Consider the following 20163-nt stretch of genomic DNA (forward strand, 5'->3'; position numbering starts at 1 on the left):
GTGGCTATTACCAATCAACAAGAAAAATTTATTGAAGAGATAATAAAAGGGAAAAGCTACTCAGATGCATATCGTTCCGCTTATCCTAAATCCAAAAAATGGAAAAATCAATCTGTAGCCTCTAAAGCATATCAATTAAGAACGAAATCAGAAGTAAGTAAAAGAATTGAAGAACTTAGGGAAATTAAAAGAGCTGAATTTGAAGAACATTTTATATATGACCCTGCAGAAAGTCAAAAAATGACATATAATGCGATGAAACTTTCTTATCAAGATATGCAAATAAATGGAATACGCACTGCAAATACACAATTATTTTTAGGTGCTAGAAAAGATTTGGAAGATAGGGAAGAAGCTCGAATTAGCAGGGAGGCATACCAATCATTGGAAATCAAAAAACGTGAGGTGCAAATTGCTAAATTACAAGCGGAGATTGATAAAATAAAAGGTATAGCTGAAGAGATTGAGGATTTATCCGAGATCGAGGAGGAAATCTATGGTGGTATAGATGAAGAGTAAAAAGACTATAGATTTTAAATTTTCTGATAAGCATAAATATTATATACGTAATGCTAGTAATAGCGCCTATAACATCGCTGAGGGGGCTGTGAGGGCAGGAAAAACTGTAGACAATATATTTGCATTTGCATATGAATTAAAGACCACAGAGGACAGAATGCATTTAGCTACAGGGTCAACGGTGGCCAATGCTAAATTAAATATTGGAGATGCAAATGGATATGGATTAGAATATATTTTCCGTGGTCAATGCAGGTGGGGTAAACACAAAGGCAATGAAGCATTAATAATTAAAGGTAAAAGTACCAAATATAAAACGAGGGTAGTTATATTTGCGGGTACTTCAAAGGCTGATAGTTACAAATCAATCAGGGGTAACTCTTATGGGATGTGGATTGCTACAGAAATAAATTTACATCATAAAGATAGTATAAAAGAGTGTTTTAACCGTACTGCTGCTAGTAAAAAGCGTAAATTCTTTTGGGATTTAAACCCTAGCAATCCAAATCATTTTATATATACAGACTATATTGAAAAATATAGAGGATTAGATAATGCAATTGGTGGTGTAAATTATGAGCATTTTACAATTAGAGATAATGCTACATTATCGGCGCAACGTATTGAAGAAATAGAGTTGCAATACGACCCTGATAGTGTTTGGTATAAACGCGATATATTAGGTCTTAGGGTAGTAGCTGAGGGATTAGTATATAAGCAATTTGCAGATAATCCTGAAAAGTATTTAAATACCAATAGGATTACGGGATTACAGTTAATTCAAATCGGCATAGACTTTGGAGGTAATGGGTCTAAGCACGCAATGGTAGCTTCTGGATTTACGGCGGATAATGAAGTAATAGTTTTGAAATCGGCATTATATGAGCCTGATAAGCCTACAACTCTAAATAATCAGTTAATAGATTTTATACGAGAAATCCATATAAATTATGGGGAGGTATCGGTAATATATGCTGATAGTGCGGAGCAGGTATTGATTAAGGGAATGCAGAAGGCTTTACTAGATGAAGATTATAATATAAAAATTAAAAATTCTATAAAAAACAAAATTAATGACAGAATACGATTAGTTAATAGCTTAATAGCTACTAATCGTTTTTTTTATACTAAGGATTGTAATACATTAGTCGAGGCTTTATGCCTTGCGGTATATGAAGATGATAAAATCGAAGATGTAAGGCTTGATAATGGGACATCTGATATAGATACCCTCGATGCATTTGAGTATTCGATTGAAAATCATATTAATTTACTTATGAAAGTGTAGGAAAGGAAACTTAAATAAATGCTAAATAATGATATAACAAAAGCTTTAGGTGTAGAATCCTACACCGTAGATAATAATGTAAATGTATGGCTAAATTGCTATAACGGCAATAGTTACTGGCTACAGGATAAATATAATACATCTGATAGAAATAACATAGATGAAATTCAATCATTAAATTTATGCGCTGGCATACCTAGTGAATTAGCTAGGCTTACGGTAATGGAATTAAAAAGTAGTGTAGATGATGATATTATAAATGGATATTACCAAGCATTTTTAAAGCATATAAGAAAATTTACCGAGCATGGATTAGCGCTAGGCGGCATTATTGTAAAACCATATGTAGAAAGTTTTGAAAGTAAAAAAATAGAAATAGATATAGTACCTGCTGATCAGTTTATTATATTAGGATTTACTAGCTTCGGAGCGGTTAATCATGCGGTATTTATAGATAGGATAAAGAAACAGGATAGAAAAGGTAATCCAGTATTTTTTACTAGATTAGAGGAGCATTTAATAAATGATGTGTATGTAATCAATAATACCGCCTATATATCGGATAGAGCCGAGGAATTAGGAGATAAAACAAATTTAGGTGTAATTAGCGAATGGGAAAATATTGAGCCTAGTATTAAGCTTGATGATAGAAACAAACCTCTATTTGCATATTTTAAAAATCCGCAGGCTAACAATTTAGATTTAAATAATTTTGAGGGCATTAGTTGCTTTGCCCGCGCCTTATCATTAATTCAAGATGCTGATGAACAATACCAAAGATTGATGTGGGAATTTAAAGGCTCGGAATTAGCAATCGATGCTGATATAACCGTATTTAAAAAAAGCGGTGAAATACCTGTAGGAAAAGAAAGACTATTTAGAAATTTAGGTTTAGACTTAGGTGGAAATAATGATAGTTTTTACAATGTTTTTAGTCCTACAATTAGAGACCAATCAATTTTAAATGGATTAAATAATATATTAAGAAAAATTGAATTTGCGTGCGGTCTAGCCTATGGGACTATATCGGAAACGGAATACTCGGCAAAAACGGCGACGGAAATAAAGATGAGTCAGCAAAGGTCATATAGTACCGTGATTGATATACAAAATGAATTGCAAGATGCATTAGAAGAATTTGCTGAGATTATCGAATATTGGTTAATAAAATTAAAATTGCCAGTATCAAAAGAATGGGGCGTATCGTTTGATTTTGATGATAGCCTAGTTGTAGATACTACCGAAGAACAAAAAATCAGGTTGCAAGAAGTTGCATCTGGAATTACAAGCGCTGAGTCTTATTTAAAATGGCGCTATGGGGCTACGGGAGAAAAAATCGAGGATATGATGCCTAGATTTAATGAAAGCTTTGATGATATAGCTGAGGAAGAGTAATGCTTACTCCTAAGTATTTATCAACGGTAGCTAGCAATGTAATAAATCTATATGAAGATGTTGAGGATGAAATCTTAAAAGATATAGCTCGAAGAATTAGAAAAGAAAATAAAGTAACGGCTACTGCAGAGCGCCAAATGGAAGTGCTAATCGAGAATGGTTATTCTTATGAAAAGCTAGAGGAAAAGCTTGAGCCCTATTTAAATGATATAGAAAACGAATTAGAAAATGTTTTAAATGAATCGGGCATCAAACATTATGCCAATGAGAAAAAAGCTTATGAGAGAGCGAATAAAAACTTAATAGATTATACAAAAAACGATAGAGCTCATAAAATTACGCGACAGATCAGGACGGAATTACTAAATAATAATAAAATACTTACAAATTCTATTGGATTAGCCTATGACGGAAAAAGTTTTAAGCTAAATGATTTTTATAAAAAACAATTAAATAAATCGATATTAATGGTTGGCTCGGGTGCGTTTGATAGAGAAACGGCTACACGTAAATTAATTAATAATTTAGGTGATAGTGGCATTAGGGCTATTAATTATAATCAAAGTGGTCGTAATTATAGTTTAGAAAGTGCTAGTAGAATGTTAGTCCGTACCGCCGTATCGCAAATGACGGGCAAAATATCATTGATGAATGCCGAGGATATGGGGCAGGACTTAATGGAATTGACGGCGCATTCGGGTGCTAGGCCTAGTCATTCGGTATGGCAAGGTAAAATTGTTAGTTTATCGGGAAAGAATTCGAAATATTTATCATTAGAGGACATAGAATATGGTGAAGTTACTGGATTTAAGGGAGCGAATTGTAGGCACGACTGGTATCCATTCTTCGAGGGAATATCAGAAAGGTCTTACTCAGATGAGGAACTTGAGGAAATTGACCCGCCACCATTCGAGTATGAGGGCGAAACCTATACGCAGTATCAGGCTACACAGAAAGCAAGACAAATGGAGCGAGGAATAAGGAAATATAAAAAACGTTCGATTATGTATAAAGAGATGGGAGATGATGATGCACTACTAGTTAATAAATCTATGATGAAGCAACAATATAATAAATATAGGGACTTTATAGATGTAGCAGATTTAAAACCTAGATACGGGAGTATGTATGTATATCAGTAAGGGAGGAAAAAAAGTATGGACTTACATATTTTAAGTGATGAAGAAAAGATAAAAGCTATCAATATAGAAATAGAAGAATTAAAGGCTAAAGGTGTATCAAGAAAAAATATATCCGATGGTTGGCATACGTTTGATGAATTATATTATCATAGAATGATATTATTTGCTATAATCCTGAATCAGAATAAAGATATATCGTGGAAAGCAAAAAAGCATCACGACGGGACAATGTTTGATGATGATAGTTTTATATGCGGTATAAAAACACCAGCAGGGCAATACACTTATCATTATCATTTAGATTATTGGGATAAGTTTGATGTTAAAGAGTTGCAGTATGCACCCGAATGGGACGGAAATAAACCTAAAGATATTGATAGATTGTTTAGTATCCTAGATAAAGATAATTTATATGGGGATAAAGTATTAGCATTAGATAATTATTGTAAATTTTTAGTGGTAAATGAAAGTAATGAGTTAATAGTTAGTATTGAGGACAATAGCAACTATCCAATTATAGTAAAAGACGGATATAAAGTTATCCTAAACCCTAAAGATATAACAAAAAATTTAGAAGAATATAAGTAATATATAGTGGTAATTGCAGATAAAAGCAAACGCCACTTTTTTTATGGGTTGATAATTCAATTAGGCAGAAGAACGGTCTCCAAAACCGTTAATTTAGGTTCAAATCCTAATCAACCCGCCATGGGTCGGCAGACCTAAAATAGCAAAAAATGAAAGTTACTAAAGTCATAGCAACGACTTAAAACGCTTAGGTAAGGAGTAATCAATGAAGACAGAAGAGCTTAAAGAATTAGGTCTATCAGATGAGCAAATATCAGGAGTATTTAAATTAAGAGGTTTAGAGGTTGAACAATCAAATGCTATTAAGCAAGCTTTAGAGGCTGAGCAGGCGGAGAATAAAGCATTAAGAAATCAAATTGAAACCGCAAATAATCAAATAAAAGAATTTAAAGACTTGGATATAGACTCGATTAGAAAAACGGCGGAAGATTATCAAAATAAATTTGAAGAATCCGAAAACAAAAGACAAAGAGAAATCGAGGATATGAGTTTATCGCACGCGGTCGATTTGGGATTGATTAAGGCTGGGGCTAAAAATACAAAAGCTACTAGAGCCTTATTAGATTATGAAGCTTTAAAACAATCTAAAAATATTGATAGCGATTTAGAAAACCAAATAAACAACTTAAAAGAAAGTGATAGCTACCTATTTAAAAGCGAGGAGCAGGAAGCGAAACAATCAATCGCGAAAGGCAATAGCATTACAGATAAGAAAGATGTTAGCGAAATGACATATTTTGAAATGCTAGAGGCCAATAAGAAAGGACTTTTATAGGAGTATTAAATGGCAGAAACAAATAAAGTAGGAATTTTTGATAAAACTGTATTTAATCCTGCAGTTTTTGAACAATATGTAGATATTATTGAGAGAGAAAGAACAAATGAGCTTTTAAATTCAGATGCTATTGTAAAAAGAGATGATTTAAAGGCTAGAATGCAAGACCAAGTGGGCGGAAATATTATAGTTACTCCAATTAGTGGATTATTAACTGGAGATGCTGATAATTACGATGGCCAAACGGATATAAAGGCAGATTCAACTACTACTATGTATCAAAAAAGAGTTGTAATTGGTAGAGCGCACGGTTGGACTGAAAAAGATTTTGCATTTGATATTACAGGTGGTCATGACCCAATGAGATCAGTGGCAAATCAAATACTTGATTGGTGGGCTGATTTAAAACAGGATTCATTATTAGCTATTCTTGAGGGTATTTTCAAGATGTCAAAGGCTAAGGATAAAAAGTTTGTGGAGTCACATACTTATGAAGATAATGTTTTTGGTCAAGTAACATTAAATAATGCGTTACAAAAGGCTTTCAAAGCGCATAAAGGAAACTTTGCGGCTGCGATTATGAATAGTGCGGTTGCTACACAATTAGAAAATTTACAATTAATCCAATATGCAAAATATACCGATGCTAGAGGTATAGAAAGACCAATGGCGCTTGCAAATCTAAATGGTAGGCCAATAATTATTGATGATTCATTGCCTGTAAATGGAGATAAATATACATCTTACATTCTAGGTAAGGGTGCGTTTGAATATACTGATGCTGGTGCAAAAGTACCTTATGAAACTGATAGAAATCCTGCTAGAAATGGTGGTGAGGATACTCTATACACTAGAGATAGATGGTGCTTTGCCCCTAGAGGTATTAGTTTTACTGAAAATTCAATGGCTAGCCTTTCTCCAATTGATTCTGAATTAGCAAAAGGGGAGAATTGGGAAGTTGTATCTGATGTTGACGGTAATACTTTCCCACTTTCACAAATACCAATTGCTAGGGTTATTACTGGAGTAGGTGATCTTACAGGTGCTGATGTAGAAATCAATGCCGAAAATGTTAATGTAGAGGGCGCGGGAGCGTAAAAAAAGAAAGTAGGTTTTAAATGATAACCTATGAAGAATATATTGCGGAGGGTTTTGGGGAGAATATCCCTGAATCTGAATTTAATTATATAGAGCGTATTGTAAAGCGCAGAATAAAATATTTAACCTTTAATCGCTTTAATTATAAAGATGAAATGCACGTTTATTATTTTAACGAGATTATGTTATCCGTTATGCTTGAATTGGCACGCAATGGCCTTTTAAATGAAACAAAATGCGAAGATGATACAAATATATCAAAGGCTATAAAATCGGAGAGCGTGGGACAATATAAGATTGAATACGCAATCGGTAATAGCTATCAGGATATGACGCAGGATAAAAAAGATTATATTATAGAAAATAAAATAAATAGGATAATTAAAGAATATTTAGGTCATACGGGATTGATGTATAGAGGTATCAAATGATTACGGATACTTATGTTACATTAATCAAAATGAAAAAGGAAAATCGTGTAAATACCTATTATATATATGGCACGTATCCAGCGCATTTTGAAGAAACTAAAGGTATAAATGTAAATGTTTCAAGTAGAGATAGGGGAGATGTAGATGCGGTAACGGTCTATATACCCGAGGTCTTAAATACTATCGATGTTGAGGATATTATTATAAGAAATCCTAATCAAGGGGCAGTAAAAGAAATGAAATCGCTAAGGGAATACCAAGAGCATTACGATGCTTATATGGTTACCTCTAGCGATGTTTTTGATTTTGGTAGTCCTAGTATGAGACATACGGTTGTTAGGGGTAAATAATGATATTTTTTAAAGATTTTGAATATAGCCCTGAGGAAATTATAAAGAAAAGAGATTTAAAAGAGGGCGGAAAAGTACAAAAGCATATTGATAGCGAATGTTTAAGATTAATGGCGCCTTATACGCCTCACGATGGGGGAGATCTTGAGGGAGCTGCTACCAAGGGAACTACTTTAGGTAGTGGCAGGATAGTGCAACAAATGCCATATGCTAAACGTTGGTATTATGAGCCTGCAAAATTTCAGGGAGCACCAACGAGAGGCAATAGATGGTTCGAGCGTATGAGAGATAGCCATAGAGAAACAATATTGCGAGGTGCTGCGAGTATAGCGGGAGCAAAGGTTAAATGAAATCAATAATTGAAAGTATTAGGGACTATTTTTTAACTTGTCCCTATTTAAAAGATGATGCAAGGTTAAATATAGATTTTTTGGGAGATGATTATATTGAATACGGCATATATACTGAGCCTACTGTGCCAGTATTAAAAAAATATGTTGACGGTGATGAATTGAAACAATTCAACTTTATTTTTGCAATTCGTAGTCCTATGAGTGGAGATTTAATTACACAATTAGAGAATAGTGCATTCTTTGACAATCTAATCGAATGGGTGCAATTGCAGAATAAAAATAAAAACTTCCCAGAAATCGAGGGTAACCGATACCCGATTAAAATGGAAATTAATAACAACGGCTATATATCAAGCAATAATACTGATAATGCCGTTTACCAAATACAAATGAGTTTAAAATATATGGAGGTATATGTTTAATGGAAAAAGTGCAAGCATTAAAAGAATTTAGGGGTCTAGTACTTAGAGCTGATGTCGTTTCTTTTATGGAGGTTGACGGAAAAATTTATAGAATGAAAGGTTTTACCGATTTACCAACATCAAAAGAAACTGAAGAATATTCAAGAAAATATGTAGATGAAAAATCTGAAAGAACTGCGACTACTGGGGTTACATCAACAATCGATTTTACCTTAGATAGATATAAAGATAATCCAGTACACGATAGAATTCAAACAGTTTTTGATGATGAATTGCTAGCTGATGATGCTACAAATAATATTTATGTAGTAGATTTTGCTAATGAAATAGAAGAGGGTAAATTTGCGTGTAAAAAAAGAAATTACACAATTAACCCAGATACTGAGGCGGACGGTACAGATGCTTATAACTATTCAGGAACATTTAATGCAAATGGTCCAATTATTAAAGGATATGCGGAGCTTGAAGAAGGAGATTCTGAATGGTTAACAATCAAATTTACAGAAAGTGAAGTACTAGAAGATAATAGACCAAATGCTTCTGGAAGTGATGATGTAACTGATATTGGTACAGATTTAAATACTGAGGCTGATGCAGGTACTGAAACGGAAGAAGAAACAGTTTAAAGAGAATAAAAAAACATAGGCGGGGCGGATTTTATATCTTCCCCGCTTTTTTTATTAATTAAATTATCTTAGATATAACTTTATATAGTTAAAGTGTTCGGAATTTCCGAATAGTTGTAAAAATTAAAAAATTTAAGGAGATGTAACAATGGCATTTAGAAGAAAATCAAGAAAAGCAGTTAAGTTGGAGTTTTTAGGCGCAAATGATGAGAAATTAGTTTATGAAGTGGAATATTCTCCAAGTTTAGGAGATAGATTAACAAAAATCGGAAAAGATTTAGAAAATTCTGATAATAGCGAAGAAGAGCAGAAGAAATATTTAATAAAGGCCTATGACGAAATGTTAGGTCAGGGGGCAATGAAAGAAATTCAAAAGGTTATTTTTGAAAATGATGAGCTTTTAATAAGTGATCTGATTGATATTGGATTTTATATTATTACAGAAGTTGAAAAGAAAAATAAAGAGATTGATGAAGAATATAAGCTTGATACTGTAATTGCCCAAGATAAGCAGGCAGTACAAAACGGTTTGACAATCGAGCAAATCCAAAGACTTATAAATGGACAAAACCAATTACCTAACTAATGGATTGCCTAAGGGTGTTCAGTTATACGATTATTTTTTAGAATTTAATACGGATTTTAGAAATTGGATTAATTATGAAGAAACGATGATGAATGAGGAGAATAAGCCCGAAGAATTAATAATCAAAATAATAGAATTATGCTTTAAAGATGGATTAGATATTTTAAATTACATTGAAATTGACATCGCTATTAATCAGATTTTATGGTTTTTTACAATCGGAACATATGAAGATAAAGATGTAGAAAAGCAAGAAGAAGATAGTGAGGAGACGGTGGTAAAACGTAAATCCAAGGTAGTATATTCTTTTATCCACGATTGGGGTTATATCTATTCAGCATTTATGCAATGTTATGGCGTTGATTTATTTAGCGTTGATTTGCATTGGTGGAAATTTAAGGCAATGTTTGATGCGTTAAGTGATGATACCTTATTTTCTAAAATCTTAGGTTATAGGTCGGTTGTTATATCTTCAAAAATGAGCAAAGAGGAGAAGAAATTTTATCGAAATATGAAAAAAATATACGGCTTGCCAGATACTAGAAGCGAGGAAGAGAAAGAGCTTTCATTCGCAAGGTCTATGTTTGCAAGTATGAAAGATTAATTAAAGAAAGTGAGGTGAAATAATGGCGAGTGACGGAAAATTAGTCTTTGAAACCGGACTTAACACCTCAGGATTTGATAAAGGCGTCCAGGGTTTGGCGGGTAAGGCCAAATCTGTGGGGAGTGGAATATCAAGTGTAGCTAATGTTACAAAAAATGCGGTTGTTACTGGTGCTAAGGCAATGACTGCAGGATTAGGTGCATTTGGTGCTTATAGTTTGAAAGCTGGAGCCGATTTTGATGCTGGTATGAGTGAGGTACAGGCTATATCGGGTGCTAGTGGTCAAGACTTAGAAGCCTTAAGAAGTAAAGCGAAAGAAATGGGGGCTACTACAAAATTTAGTGCTACCCAATCGGCAGAAGCCTTAAAATATATGGCCATGGCAGGCTGGAAATCTGAGCAAATGATTGCAGGATTGCCTGGAATTATGAACTTAGCAGCTGCCTCTGGTGAGGATTTAGGGCTCGTATCTGATATTGTTACAGATTCATTAACCGCCTTTGGATTAAAGGCTGAGGATACTGGAAGCTTTGTTGATATTTTAGCATCGGCTTCCTCTAATGCCAATACTAATGTATCAATGCTGGGAGAATCTTTTAAATACGCAGCTCCAATTGCTGGCGCATTAGGATATTCGGCAGAAGATACTGCTTTAGCGTTGGGATTAATGGCAAATGCTGGAATAAAGAGCTCGAGTGGGCTCCCTATTAAGTAATTAATAGGCATAGACACCTTTTGAATTCGGGGAAGGCTAAGTTATATTATATAATAAGCTAATCCCGAGCTAAGCCTATATAGAAATATTAGGAAAGTGTAACGACTAGATAAAGTAAGCTAAGTAAACAACACGATGAAAGTCGTGTTTTTTATATGCAGAAATATCCACGAGCGGAAGGCGCCGTAATATTAAGTTAACGGTGAAGATATAGTCTGAACTTATAGGAAACTATAAGAAGTAAGAGATAAAGAACTTTTACGATAACATATGCACAAGCAGGTACATCTCTTAGAGGTGCATTGACTAGATTAGCAAAACCTACGGGCGAAGTTGCCGACTATATGGAAAAACTCGGAGTAAGCGTTACCGATAGTCAGGGCAATATGTTACCTTTTAGAGATGTAATGATAGACCTTAGGGCTGCGTTTGCGGATTTAACTGAGGAACAACAAGCGCAAGCAGCTACCGCTTTATTTGGCAAAAACGCAATGTCAGGAATGCTGGCGGTAATAAATGCTAGTGATGAAGATTTTGATAAGCTAGCAAATGCTATTGATAACAGTAAAGGCTCGGCCGAGGCTATGGCTAAGGTTATGAATGATAACCTTAAAGGAGATTTTACTATAATGATGTCCGCCCTAGAGGGATTAGGAATATCGTTATATGAAAATTTTGATAAGCCAATGAGATCAGTAGTGCAAAGCGTTACTGGTCAATTAGATATTTTAAATAAAACCGTCCAAGATGATTTGACATCATTACCTGAGGTAATGGGCGGAATGATTGCTGACGGCGCGGTAGCTATCGCTAGTAAAGCGCCAATAATGATTGATGCTGGCAAAAATATACTTTTATCATTTATCAATGGATTAGATAATAATCAAGATAAATTAGCAAATTCTGCCGTTACAATTATTACAAGTTTAGTTAATGCAATACTTGAGGTAGGTGGTCGATTGCTAGAAGTCGGCGGAGAGTTAATCCTTAAAATTGGCCAAGGATTAGCGGATAATGCTTCAACTATTGCGCCTAGAGCGTTAGAGGTAATAGGTAAATTATCTGACGGATTTTTAAAGGCTTTGCCACAAATGGTAAAAATAGGGGTGGATATTATAAAAGGTATTGCCCAAGGATTGAAAGAAAATCCGCAAATAGTGGCCGAGGCTGTACCTGCTATATTAAAAGCATTTGCAACTGCAATGCTACTTTTCCAAGGGGCGGATATAGCTAAGGGCATGTTAGGGTCAATCGCAAAAGGATTTACAACTAACGGGTCTTTAATGGACGCTCCCGCTAAGGGTGTATTAGGCCATTTAAATAAGGCCTTTATGTCGGGCGGTAATAAATTACAATCAATAGGTACAAATTTAATTGGAAAATTTTCTAATGGCATATCAAAAGCAACATCTCCAATATTAAAAGCGGGAAAAGATACTGTAGATTATTTAGGAATAGCAATTCTTGAGGGTAAGGATAAATTACTTGCCCCTGCGAAAGGCTTAGTTGATATAATTGGTAATACAATTAGTAAAGTCGGCGGATCTAGCCTAGTACAATCGGGGGCTGGTCTAGTATCTAAAATTAGTACTGGATTTTCAAATGGATTTGGACATTTAACCGCTATTGCTGGCAAAATAATTCCCTTGTTAACAACTGTCCTTTCAAATCCTGCGGGTCTAGTAATAGTAGGCGGTCTTTTAATTGGTGCAATAATTAAAGGATTTAATATAGATGTGCCAAAATTAGCACATAGTGCTGGAGAAATAGTCGGAAAAGTTGCTAAAGCAATTGTAGATGGGGCAGGAAAGCTACTAGATGTCGGATTAAATCTAATTGGTAAAATTGGTGAGGGATTTAAAAATGGTGTAGATGCATTTATAAATCTTGATGTCGCCCAAATACCAAATATGATTGGAAATGCTTTATCATCAGGATTTAATGGCCTAAAGGATATAGGTGGAAATCTAATCCAAGGGATTAAAGATGGGTGGAATGGCAAAAAAACGGAAGTAACTGAAGAAACTAGCCAATTGCCTAATGAGGTAAACGAAAGTATTGATACGACCGTTACCCAAGAAACTGGCCAATCAATGATTGAGGGGGTTATCGAGGGAATTAAGTACGGTCAATCCTCGGTAGCTGAGGCATATAGACAATTAATTCAAATGGGAATTAGTGAAACCGATGCAAAGGCTATTTTAAGGCAAGAGGGGTCATTATCCATACAAGAGTATGCCCAAGGTATTTTTGAGTCTACAGGCAGTGTAAGAGAAGCCTATGGGGCTTTAATGTCCGAGGGTTTAACCGAAATGGACGCGGCCGAGCAATTTTTTGAAATTGCAGGAATAAATATTGACTCTTTTGTAGGTGGTACAGAAGAGGGCGGAATAACCTATCGAGAAAAGCTACAACAAATAATCAACGAGGGTAAAGAGCCTTTACAAGCAATAGAAGAAATGTACGAGCTAGGAAAGGGCAATTCTGATAGCTTTGTACAAGGCGCTGATGCAGGCGGACAAGAATTAGCCAATACATTTAATCGTATGATTATGGCAGGCTTTACAGAGCTTGAAGTTATAGATCAAATGTATCAAAAAGGGCAATTAAATGTTAATGCCTTTGGTCAAGGCTCAGAGGCAGGAAAAGCTAATATAATTGCTATCTATGACAGTTTAGTACAAGCTGGAGTAAGTAAAGCCGATGCTATAGAAAAATTACATCAAATGGGTTTATTAAATGCCCAAGGTTATGCAGACGGAACTAGCCAAGGACAATTTGATGTAGAAAGTGCGATGGATACCTTAGTTCAGGCTGGCGTATCTAAAACCGATGCGAGCGAGCTAATGAGCCAAGCGGGAAAATCAAATATAGACTCATATGTAAACGGTGTAAATTCATCAGAGGGTGCAGTAAGTGGAGCGTATGATAATGCCTTTGCTAAACCTTTCAGCTTACTAGACTTTTTCTTAGGCGACCCAACCCAAAGAGAGGGTAGAAGAACTGGTGAAAAATACGCGACTGGTATAGGTGAGTCTAAAGAAACCGTACAAACCCAAGCGCAAAGTGTAATGCAATCAGCAGAGCAAGCATTTACACAAGAAACCCAAGCCCAAGCCCAAGGGCAAAAAATAGGTAATGAATTTGCTACTGGTATCACATCATCTAAAGCAGGAGTACAAAGCGCAAGTAAAGGCTTGGGAGATTCTGCTTATACTGGATTAAGTAATCAATCAAGCCAATTTAGAGGTGCAGGGGATAAGGCAATGTCAGCCTATGCCCAAGGCTTAGGACAACAAAAAGGTAATGTTATTAATTCCATTAATAATATGGGCAGTCAGATTAATAATAGTCTAAATAAAACCTCTAATCAATCTTCACAAACTGCTAGCCAAATGATGAGCAAGATTTCTAGCTCAGTAAGTAAAGGCAGTAGCCAAGTTACGCAAGCAGTATCACAAATGAGTAGCAAGGTTAATAGTGAAGTTAAGAAAATGGGTAGCCAAGCCCAACAATCCTCAACGGATATGATGAATAAAATGGCGCAAGCGGTTAAGACTGGTACTAATAAAGTTAATCAAGACTTTAAACAAATGTCTAGTCAAATCACAAGCACCATAAAAAATACATCAAATCAGGTTACATCAAGCGGTAAACAAATGATGAATCAGTTTACCAATTCCATAAAATCAGGTGCTAATAGCTCAGTTAGTGCTATAAGAAATATGGGTAGCCGAATGGTATCATCTGTAAATAGTTACAGAGGACAATTCCAAAGCGCAGGATATAACTTAATGGCAGGTTTACGCGTTGGTATCAATTCAGGTGCTAGTGGCGTAATAAATTCAGCTATCAGCGTAATGAATAGAGCGGTAGCCGCTGCAAAAAGAGCAGCCTCAATCCATTCTCCGTCAAGAGTATGGCGTGATGAAATAGGGGAAATGCTCCCATTAGGTATGGCAGAGGGTATCCGTAGAATGTCAGGCAAGGCGGAAAATGCAGCCGTTAAGATGATGGATAATGTCAGAGGTGTAGCATCTACAGAAGTCGATGTAAATTTAGCTAGCAACACAAAAACTACTGGCAAAAGAATTAGTAATACTGCTAAATATGTAAGTGATGAATTTGCTAGATCAATATCCGATGCAAGTATTTACACAGGACAACAAATAGGTAATGGATTAATAGGTGCTAGTCAATCAATTACAGGCAAAGCCTTAGAAGATATAGGCACTCTAACAGATGAAACAACCGAGACCCTAACGAATGAAATAACTCTATCAGCCGACCAAGTCGCAGGATATACAAGCCAAACTATTGAAGAATTATCTAAAAAGACTACAAATAGTGTCGGCAATAACCTAACTAATGCCAATGACTATATAGGCAATCACGCCGTAAACCTTATAGGCAATTTAAGTCAAAAAACTATTAATGTAATTACAAAAGAACTTGTAAAAAGTGCAAATGTAGTAGCAAAGACTGTAACAAAGGTTATCCAAGAGCTATCAAGACAAGTTAATGACTTAATCAAAAATTATGATAGAGCTATGGAAAAAATTGGGGCAGAGGGTGGAAGTACTAGCATATCTAACGACCCTAAAAGCATTGCAAATGAATTACAAGAAAAAGGCAAAAATCTATCAGCTGAACAACTTAAAAAAATAAATGACTTATCCAAACGTAATTTGGAAATTATCGACAAGCTTAAAAAAGTTGAAGAAAGCAAAAGACCTCTGTCAGATGCTCAGCTTAACAATCTAGAAAAACTTAATAAGAAGAATATTGAAATAGTTGATAAATTAAAAGATTTAAACGCAAAGCAAAGCAAAAAAGATGAATTGCCAGTAATCAATTATGACTCTAGCAATTTAGATGATGCACTAAAAATTGGTTTAGATGATATAAAATCAGGCAATCAAAGAATATCAGATGAACAAATCAAAAAGGTAAATTATTTATCAAAGCGTAACCTTGAAATCATCGATAAACTTAGAAAGGTTGAAGAAAGTAAACGACCTTTATCTAATGAGCAATTAGATAAATTAGAAAGCCTTAACAAACGTAATGTAGAGATAGCGGATAAGCTTAAAGATATTAACGCCAAACAAAATAAAAAAGATAATCCGCCAGTAATAGAGTACGACTCTAGTAATCTAGATGATGTTTTTAAAGATAATTCTCAATCAAAAGATAATAACTTATCTTACGACCAATTAAAAAGGTTAAACGATTTATCTAAAAGTAATTTAGATGTTATTGATAAATTAAGAAAAATCGAAGAAGATAAACGCCCTTTATCTAATGCACAACTTGATAATCTAGAAAAGCTTAATAAACGCAATATTGAAATTGCAGATAAATTAAAAGAAATAAAAGATAAACAAAACGATAAAGATAATTTATCAGTAATCGAATATGATACTAGCAGTTTAGATGATGTATTTAATAAAAGCTTAGATAATTCCCAATCAAGCAGTAGAAACCTCTCTGATGAACAACTTAAAAAGATTAATGATTTATCAAAGCGTAATGTAGAAATCGTAGATAAACTTAGAAAAGTAGAAGAGAGCAAGAGACCAATTACAGATGCTCAGCTTGATAAATTAGAAAGCCTTAATAAACGCAATGTAGAGATAGTCGATAAACTTAAAGATATAAAAGAGGGTACAGAAGATAGGGTAGACGATAACCCTATAAAGATACCAAAAGCAGAAAAAGCTTTAATGGACCTAAAAAGTGGTCAAGATGAAGTTATTGACTTAGTCGATGATGCTCCTTTTAAACTTAATAAAGAATTAAAAGAAAATCAGGCTCCGACCGAATTTAAAAGTAAAGTACCAATGTCAGATGATACTTTACGCAAAATGAAGTTATTATCCGATGATAACCTTGATATACTTGAAAAATTAGGCAAAATTGATGAAAACAATCGAAGTATAACAAATGAGCAGATACAAAAGTTAGAAAAACTTAATAGCCGTAATGTAGAGATAATCAAAGAATTACAAAGGATACAAAAGGTTGAAAAACAGCTTAATTATGACACACTTTTTAATAAGGCAAAGAGTGCAACAGAGCAAGCAGTACTAAAAGATATGTCAAACTTAAGTAATGAGTCCCAAAGCGAGTTTGAAATTTTAGGTTATTCAGGCGGTAAAATAAATAATGAAGTATTTATAAAAAACGGAGACCTAACAACCGTAGTAGAAATTGACGGCAGAGAAGTAGGTAGAGCAGTAACGCCAATGGTTAGTCAAGAGATTAGCAAAGAGAGGAGGCGCAGGCAAGAATGATGCAAAAATTACAGACAATACTTGAAGAATATGATGCACACGTTTTAGCGTATCCTAATATATATAATACCGAGCTAATCCGTGATGACTTTATAAGTGATACGGGCAATGTATTTTATAGCGGGCTTAAGGCAAGACCTAGCCAAATAGAGTTTCAGATAGAATTTAAAGGGGATAAGTGCCAAATCAGAGAAAATCGTGCAAAGGTAAGTAAAATCTTAGAAATGGCGACTATATCCTTTGATGATGAAGTATTTTATAAGGGCAGATTTTTAGAGGCGGGTATAGATACACGCTACTTTTATCAGGTGGTAACCTATAAGGGTAGCGCTACCGCTTTCTTATATACTCAAACCTATGAAGTAAAAAGAAATGAAGTTAAAGAAATATTTAATAACGGAGATTTAAAAACGCCAGTTAGAATTGTGTTAAAAGGCAATGGATCTAATATAAAAATAACAGGCTTTGAGTCAACAATAGATATAAAGGAACTAAACGACGAATTAGTAATCGATGCTGAAAAGGGTATATCAGATAGCCGAGGAGTAAATAATGTAAAACTTTATGCTTTTCCATATATCGAGGATAAGGCAGAAATAAGGCTATATGGTACGGGTAGTTTTAGATGCTTTATAGAATTTGAGGGGCGTGTAATATGCTAATACAAGATTTAAAAGGAAATATAACGCCGTTTGATGCTTATAAAGACTTATTGCTGGAGCAAGAAATAAATAAACTAGATATTCTTAGCTTTTCAATCCCTAGCAAATTCAAATCAGCCTTTAAAAATGAGTATATAATCAAGCTAGATAATCAAGATTATGTAATTAAAAATATAGAGCCTTACTATAATGACTACCTAATTGAATGCAAGCAAGATATATCCGATTGGTATATATTTAATGATAGCCTAAACTTCCCATACAAGCCCATAAACGATGTTTTAGAGGGTATTAAACCCAATGATTGGCAAATAGTAATCCTTGATGATATAACGCAAAAGAGAACTATTACAGCCGACCATAAAATGAGTAGTCAGGTAGTAGAAGAATTAAAAGACAAATACGGTGTAGAAATTAGATATGACAACCGAAAGAAAAAGCTTATTGTAGGCTTTCAGATAGCCGAGGATAACGGAGCGTATTTTTCAGAAGAATTAAACCTAAAAGATAAGGTAATAAAGACCGAAAGCTTTGAATTTGCTACCCGTATAATTCCCGAGGGAATGAACGGGCTGATGATTAATCAAGTCAATGAGGGCAAAGAATACCTAGAAAATAAGTCGTATAGCCCTAAAACTATAACCTACTACTGGAAAGATGAAAGATACACTAATATCCAAAACTTAAAAGATGCAGCGCAGGCAAAACTTGATATACTTTCTAAACCCTTTACAAGTATAGAACTTAAGGTGCAGGACTTATCCCGAGCTATTGGAGTAGCAAATCTCAAATTTGAGTTAGGGGACTATGTACACCACCTAGACAAAGATAATAAAAGCATAGATCTATATAGGATTATAAAATTAAAAAGATATGATAATGACCCTTTAAAGACTGAAATAGTTTTAAATAACAAACCGCTTGACTTAGTAGATGATGAAAAATCACTAAACAATAGAATAATAGAGCTAACTTCTGAGATGTGGGAAAAGACTCGAGTAAGGTTTGAAACAACAGAAGATGCAATTCGTGGTTATGTAGAAACCCAAAGGCGTGAAAGCGAAGAAGCTTTTAAAACCTATAAAGCAGAAAGGGAAATGACAGACCGTAGAATTTATGAAAAAATATCCGAGACCACCACCTATGTAGACCCAGTTACGGGACAGACTCAGCCGATAGTAGATAAACAATTAGAAATTGACAAAAGCCTAGATGGTATTAAAATCGAGCTAATCAATCAGCAAGAAACTAACGATGCTAATATACAAGCTAACTTTCAAGAGATTGAAGATTTTATAAAAAAAGTATTAGATAGCTTTGATGCTAGCTTATCAAGTATGCAAGGAGATGTGTTAGCATACAAACAAGCCTTTGATATAGCTAATGGCGAAGTTAATTCAGAAATAACTGCTTTAAGGCACGAGATAGACCAATCCGGCGACGATATAAAAAATTATATCCACTCTAACTATTCAACCCGTAATCAGACTGATGCCCTAATTGAAGATAAAATGGGTAATATACGCCAAGAAATAGGCAAATCAGAAGAGGGTGTAAAGAAATATGTAGAAGAAAATTATTCCACCCGTACCCAAACTTCAACAGCTATCCAATCCGAGGTTAGGACAATAAAAAATGATGTGGATACTGCCAAATCGGATGCTTCAAGAGCTAAAAGCACCGCAGATAGTGCCTATTCACAGGCTTTACAAACCGCAGGCGAAGTATCAGTAAAAGTAGGCAAGAATGATGTATACTCTATAATTCAACAGTTACCTAGCTACGTTAAAATAGATGCTAAAAATATCAATATGACTGGTGATGTAGATGTAGTAGGCACTTTTAAAACTTCATCTTACGGGAAAAGGATAGAGCTATCAGGTAGTCAGATTAATTTCTATAATCAAGGCGGAGAATACATTGGTAGGGTAAGTATGGAAGATTACGGTAGAGCTGTGTATATTGGAGGACCTTACGGACTTCATACGGGTATTAATATGGGTGGAAATTACGAAAGATATTACTCACAAATAATAAATGGATCAGTAGCCAATGAAATATATGGTGGATTAGCCCTAAATGAGTTACAAGCTATGAGTGTATTAACTGCTGGTATATCTATCGATAAAAAGATGACTAATTACGGAGAAACTATTCTAAAAGGCAAAACTCAATTTGGGGAATTTATAACCTTAACCGCAACTAGCACTGGACAACAATTGCAATTTAAAAGTGATTTCTTTTCAAAAAGTTTTATCATAGATTTTTCATCAAAAACTACATTCTGGGCTTAGAAAGGAGTATACAATTAAC

General features: G+C 34.5%; 18 protein-coding genes and 1 tRNA gene. All 19 read left to right on the top strand.

Translation table 11 applies throughout. The annotated features are described in order from the left end of the window. Nucleotides 1-519 (top strand): hypothetical protein, encoded by a 519-nt coding sequence (locus ACCQ40_RS04830; RefSeq protein WP_410032845.1) that lies wholly within the window; start codon nucleotides 1-3, stop codon nucleotides 517-519. After that, nucleotides 509-1807: a PBSX family phage terminase large subunit gene (locus ACCQ40_RS04835; RefSeq protein WP_410032846.1), complete on the top strand. Its 1299-nt coding sequence runs from the start codon at nucleotides 509-511 to the stop codon at nucleotides 1805-1807. The genes ACCQ40_RS04830 and ACCQ40_RS04835 overlap by 11 nt, the downstream gene beginning before the upstream one ends. An 18-nt stretch (nucleotides 1808-1825) precedes the next feature. Then, on the top strand, nucleotides 1826-3202 hold the full coding sequence (locus ACCQ40_RS04840) for a phage portal protein (RefSeq protein ID WP_410032847.1): 1377 nt from the start codon (nucleotides 1826-1828) through the stop codon (nucleotides 3200-3202). Further along, on the top strand, nucleotides 3202-4344 hold the full coding sequence (locus tag ACCQ40_RS04845) for a phage minor capsid protein (protein ID WP_410032848.1): 1143 nt from the start codon (nucleotides 3202-3204) through the stop codon (nucleotides 4342-4344). The genes ACCQ40_RS04840 and ACCQ40_RS04845 overlap by 1 nt, the downstream gene beginning before the upstream one ends. A gap of 15 nt (nucleotides 4345-4359) precedes the next feature. Next, nucleotides 4360-4932 (top strand): WDGH domain-containing protein, encoded by a 573-nt coding sequence (locus tag ACCQ40_RS04850; protein ID WP_410032849.1) that lies wholly within the window; start codon nucleotides 4360-4362, stop codon nucleotides 4930-4932. 45 nt (nucleotides 4933-4977) lie between these two features. Continuing rightward, nucleotides 4978-5053 (top strand) — tRNA-Trp (locus ACCQ40_RS04855). Nucleotides 5054-5137: 84 nt separating this feature from the next. Further along, the gene (locus tag ACCQ40_RS04860; RefSeq protein WP_410032850.1) at nucleotides 5138-5707 is read left to right on the top strand and encodes a phage scaffolding protein; all 570 of its coding nucleotides are present in this window, start codon (nucleotides 5138-5140) and stop codon (nucleotides 5705-5707) included. 9 nt (nucleotides 5708-5716) lie between these two features. Then, entirely contained in the window at nucleotides 5717-6805 is a 1089-nt protein-coding gene (locus ACCQ40_RS04865) for a phage coat protein (protein ID WP_410032851.1), read from the top strand. A 20-nt stretch (nucleotides 6806-6825) separates the two neighbouring features. Further along, on the top strand, nucleotides 6826-7236 hold the full coding sequence (locus tag ACCQ40_RS04870; protein WP_410032852.1) for a head-tail connector protein: 411 nt from the start codon (nucleotides 6826-6828) through the stop codon (nucleotides 7234-7236). A gap of 29 nt (nucleotides 7237-7265) precedes the next feature. Then, the gene (locus tag ACCQ40_RS04875) at nucleotides 7266-7586 is read left to right on the top strand and encodes a hypothetical protein (RefSeq protein ID WP_410032853.1); all 321 of its coding nucleotides are present in this window, start codon (nucleotides 7266-7268) and stop codon (nucleotides 7584-7586) included. After that, nucleotides 7586-7936 carry a hypothetical protein gene (locus ACCQ40_RS04880; protein ID WP_410032855.1) on the top strand — a complete coding sequence of 117 codons (351 nt, stop codon included), beginning with the start codon at nucleotides 7586-7588 and terminating at the stop codon, nucleotides 7934-7936. The genes ACCQ40_RS04875 and ACCQ40_RS04880 overlap by 1 nt, the downstream gene beginning before the upstream one ends. Next, the gene (locus ACCQ40_RS04885) at nucleotides 7933-8361 is read left to right on the top strand and encodes a hypothetical protein (protein WP_410032856.1); all 429 of its coding nucleotides are present in this window, start codon (nucleotides 7933-7935) and stop codon (nucleotides 8359-8361) included. Before ACCQ40_RS04880 ends, ACCQ40_RS04885 begins: the two co-directional genes overlap by 4 nt. Next, on the top strand, nucleotides 8361-8987 hold the full coding sequence (locus tag ACCQ40_RS04890; RefSeq protein WP_410032857.1) for a hypothetical protein: 627 nt from the start codon (nucleotides 8361-8363) through the stop codon (nucleotides 8985-8987). The genes ACCQ40_RS04885 and ACCQ40_RS04890 overlap by 1 nt, the downstream gene beginning before the upstream one ends. Before the next feature lie 148 nt (nucleotides 8988-9135). Then, nucleotides 9136-9573 carry a hypothetical protein gene (locus ACCQ40_RS04895; RefSeq protein ID WP_410032858.1) on the top strand — a complete coding sequence of 146 codons (438 nt, stop codon included), beginning with the start codon at nucleotides 9136-9138 and terminating at the stop codon, nucleotides 9571-9573. Then, nucleotides 9548-10177, top strand: a complete 630-nt coding sequence (locus ACCQ40_RS04900) for a Gp15 family bacteriophage protein (RefSeq protein WP_410032859.1) — start codon at nucleotides 9548-9550, stop codon at nucleotides 10175-10177. Before ACCQ40_RS04895 ends, ACCQ40_RS04900 begins: the two co-directional genes overlap by 26 nt. Before the next feature lie 94 nt (nucleotides 10178-10271). Then, nucleotides 10272-10892: a phage tail tape measure protein gene (locus ACCQ40_RS04905; RefSeq protein WP_410032860.1), complete on the top strand. Its 621-nt coding sequence runs from the start codon at nucleotides 10272-10274 to the stop codon at nucleotides 10890-10892. A gap of 263 nt (nucleotides 10893-11155) precedes the next feature. Further along, the gene (locus tag ACCQ40_RS04910; RefSeq protein ID WP_410033148.1) at nucleotides 11156-17188 is read left to right on the top strand and encodes a phage tail tape measure protein; all 6033 of its coding nucleotides are present in this window, start codon (nucleotides 11156-11158) and stop codon (nucleotides 17186-17188) included. Continuing rightward, nucleotides 17185-17850 carry a hypothetical protein gene (locus tag ACCQ40_RS04915; protein ID WP_410032861.1) on the top strand — a complete coding sequence of 222 codons (666 nt, stop codon included), beginning with the start codon at nucleotides 17185-17187 and terminating at the stop codon, nucleotides 17848-17850. The genes ACCQ40_RS04910 and ACCQ40_RS04915 overlap by 4 nt, the downstream gene beginning before the upstream one ends. Beyond that, nucleotides 17844-20144 carry a phage tail protein gene (locus ACCQ40_RS04920; RefSeq protein WP_410032862.1) on the top strand — a complete coding sequence of 767 codons (2301 nt, stop codon included), beginning with the start codon at nucleotides 17844-17846 and terminating at the stop codon, nucleotides 20142-20144. The genes ACCQ40_RS04915 and ACCQ40_RS04920 overlap by 7 nt, the downstream gene beginning before the upstream one ends. Nucleotides 20145-20163: the final 19 nt, after the last annotated feature.

Source organism: Anaerococcus cruorum (genome assembly GCF_046365495.1).
GTDB classification, from domain to species: domain Bacteria; phylum Bacillota; class Clostridia; order Tissierellales; family Peptoniphilaceae; genus Anaerococcus; species Anaerococcus cruorum.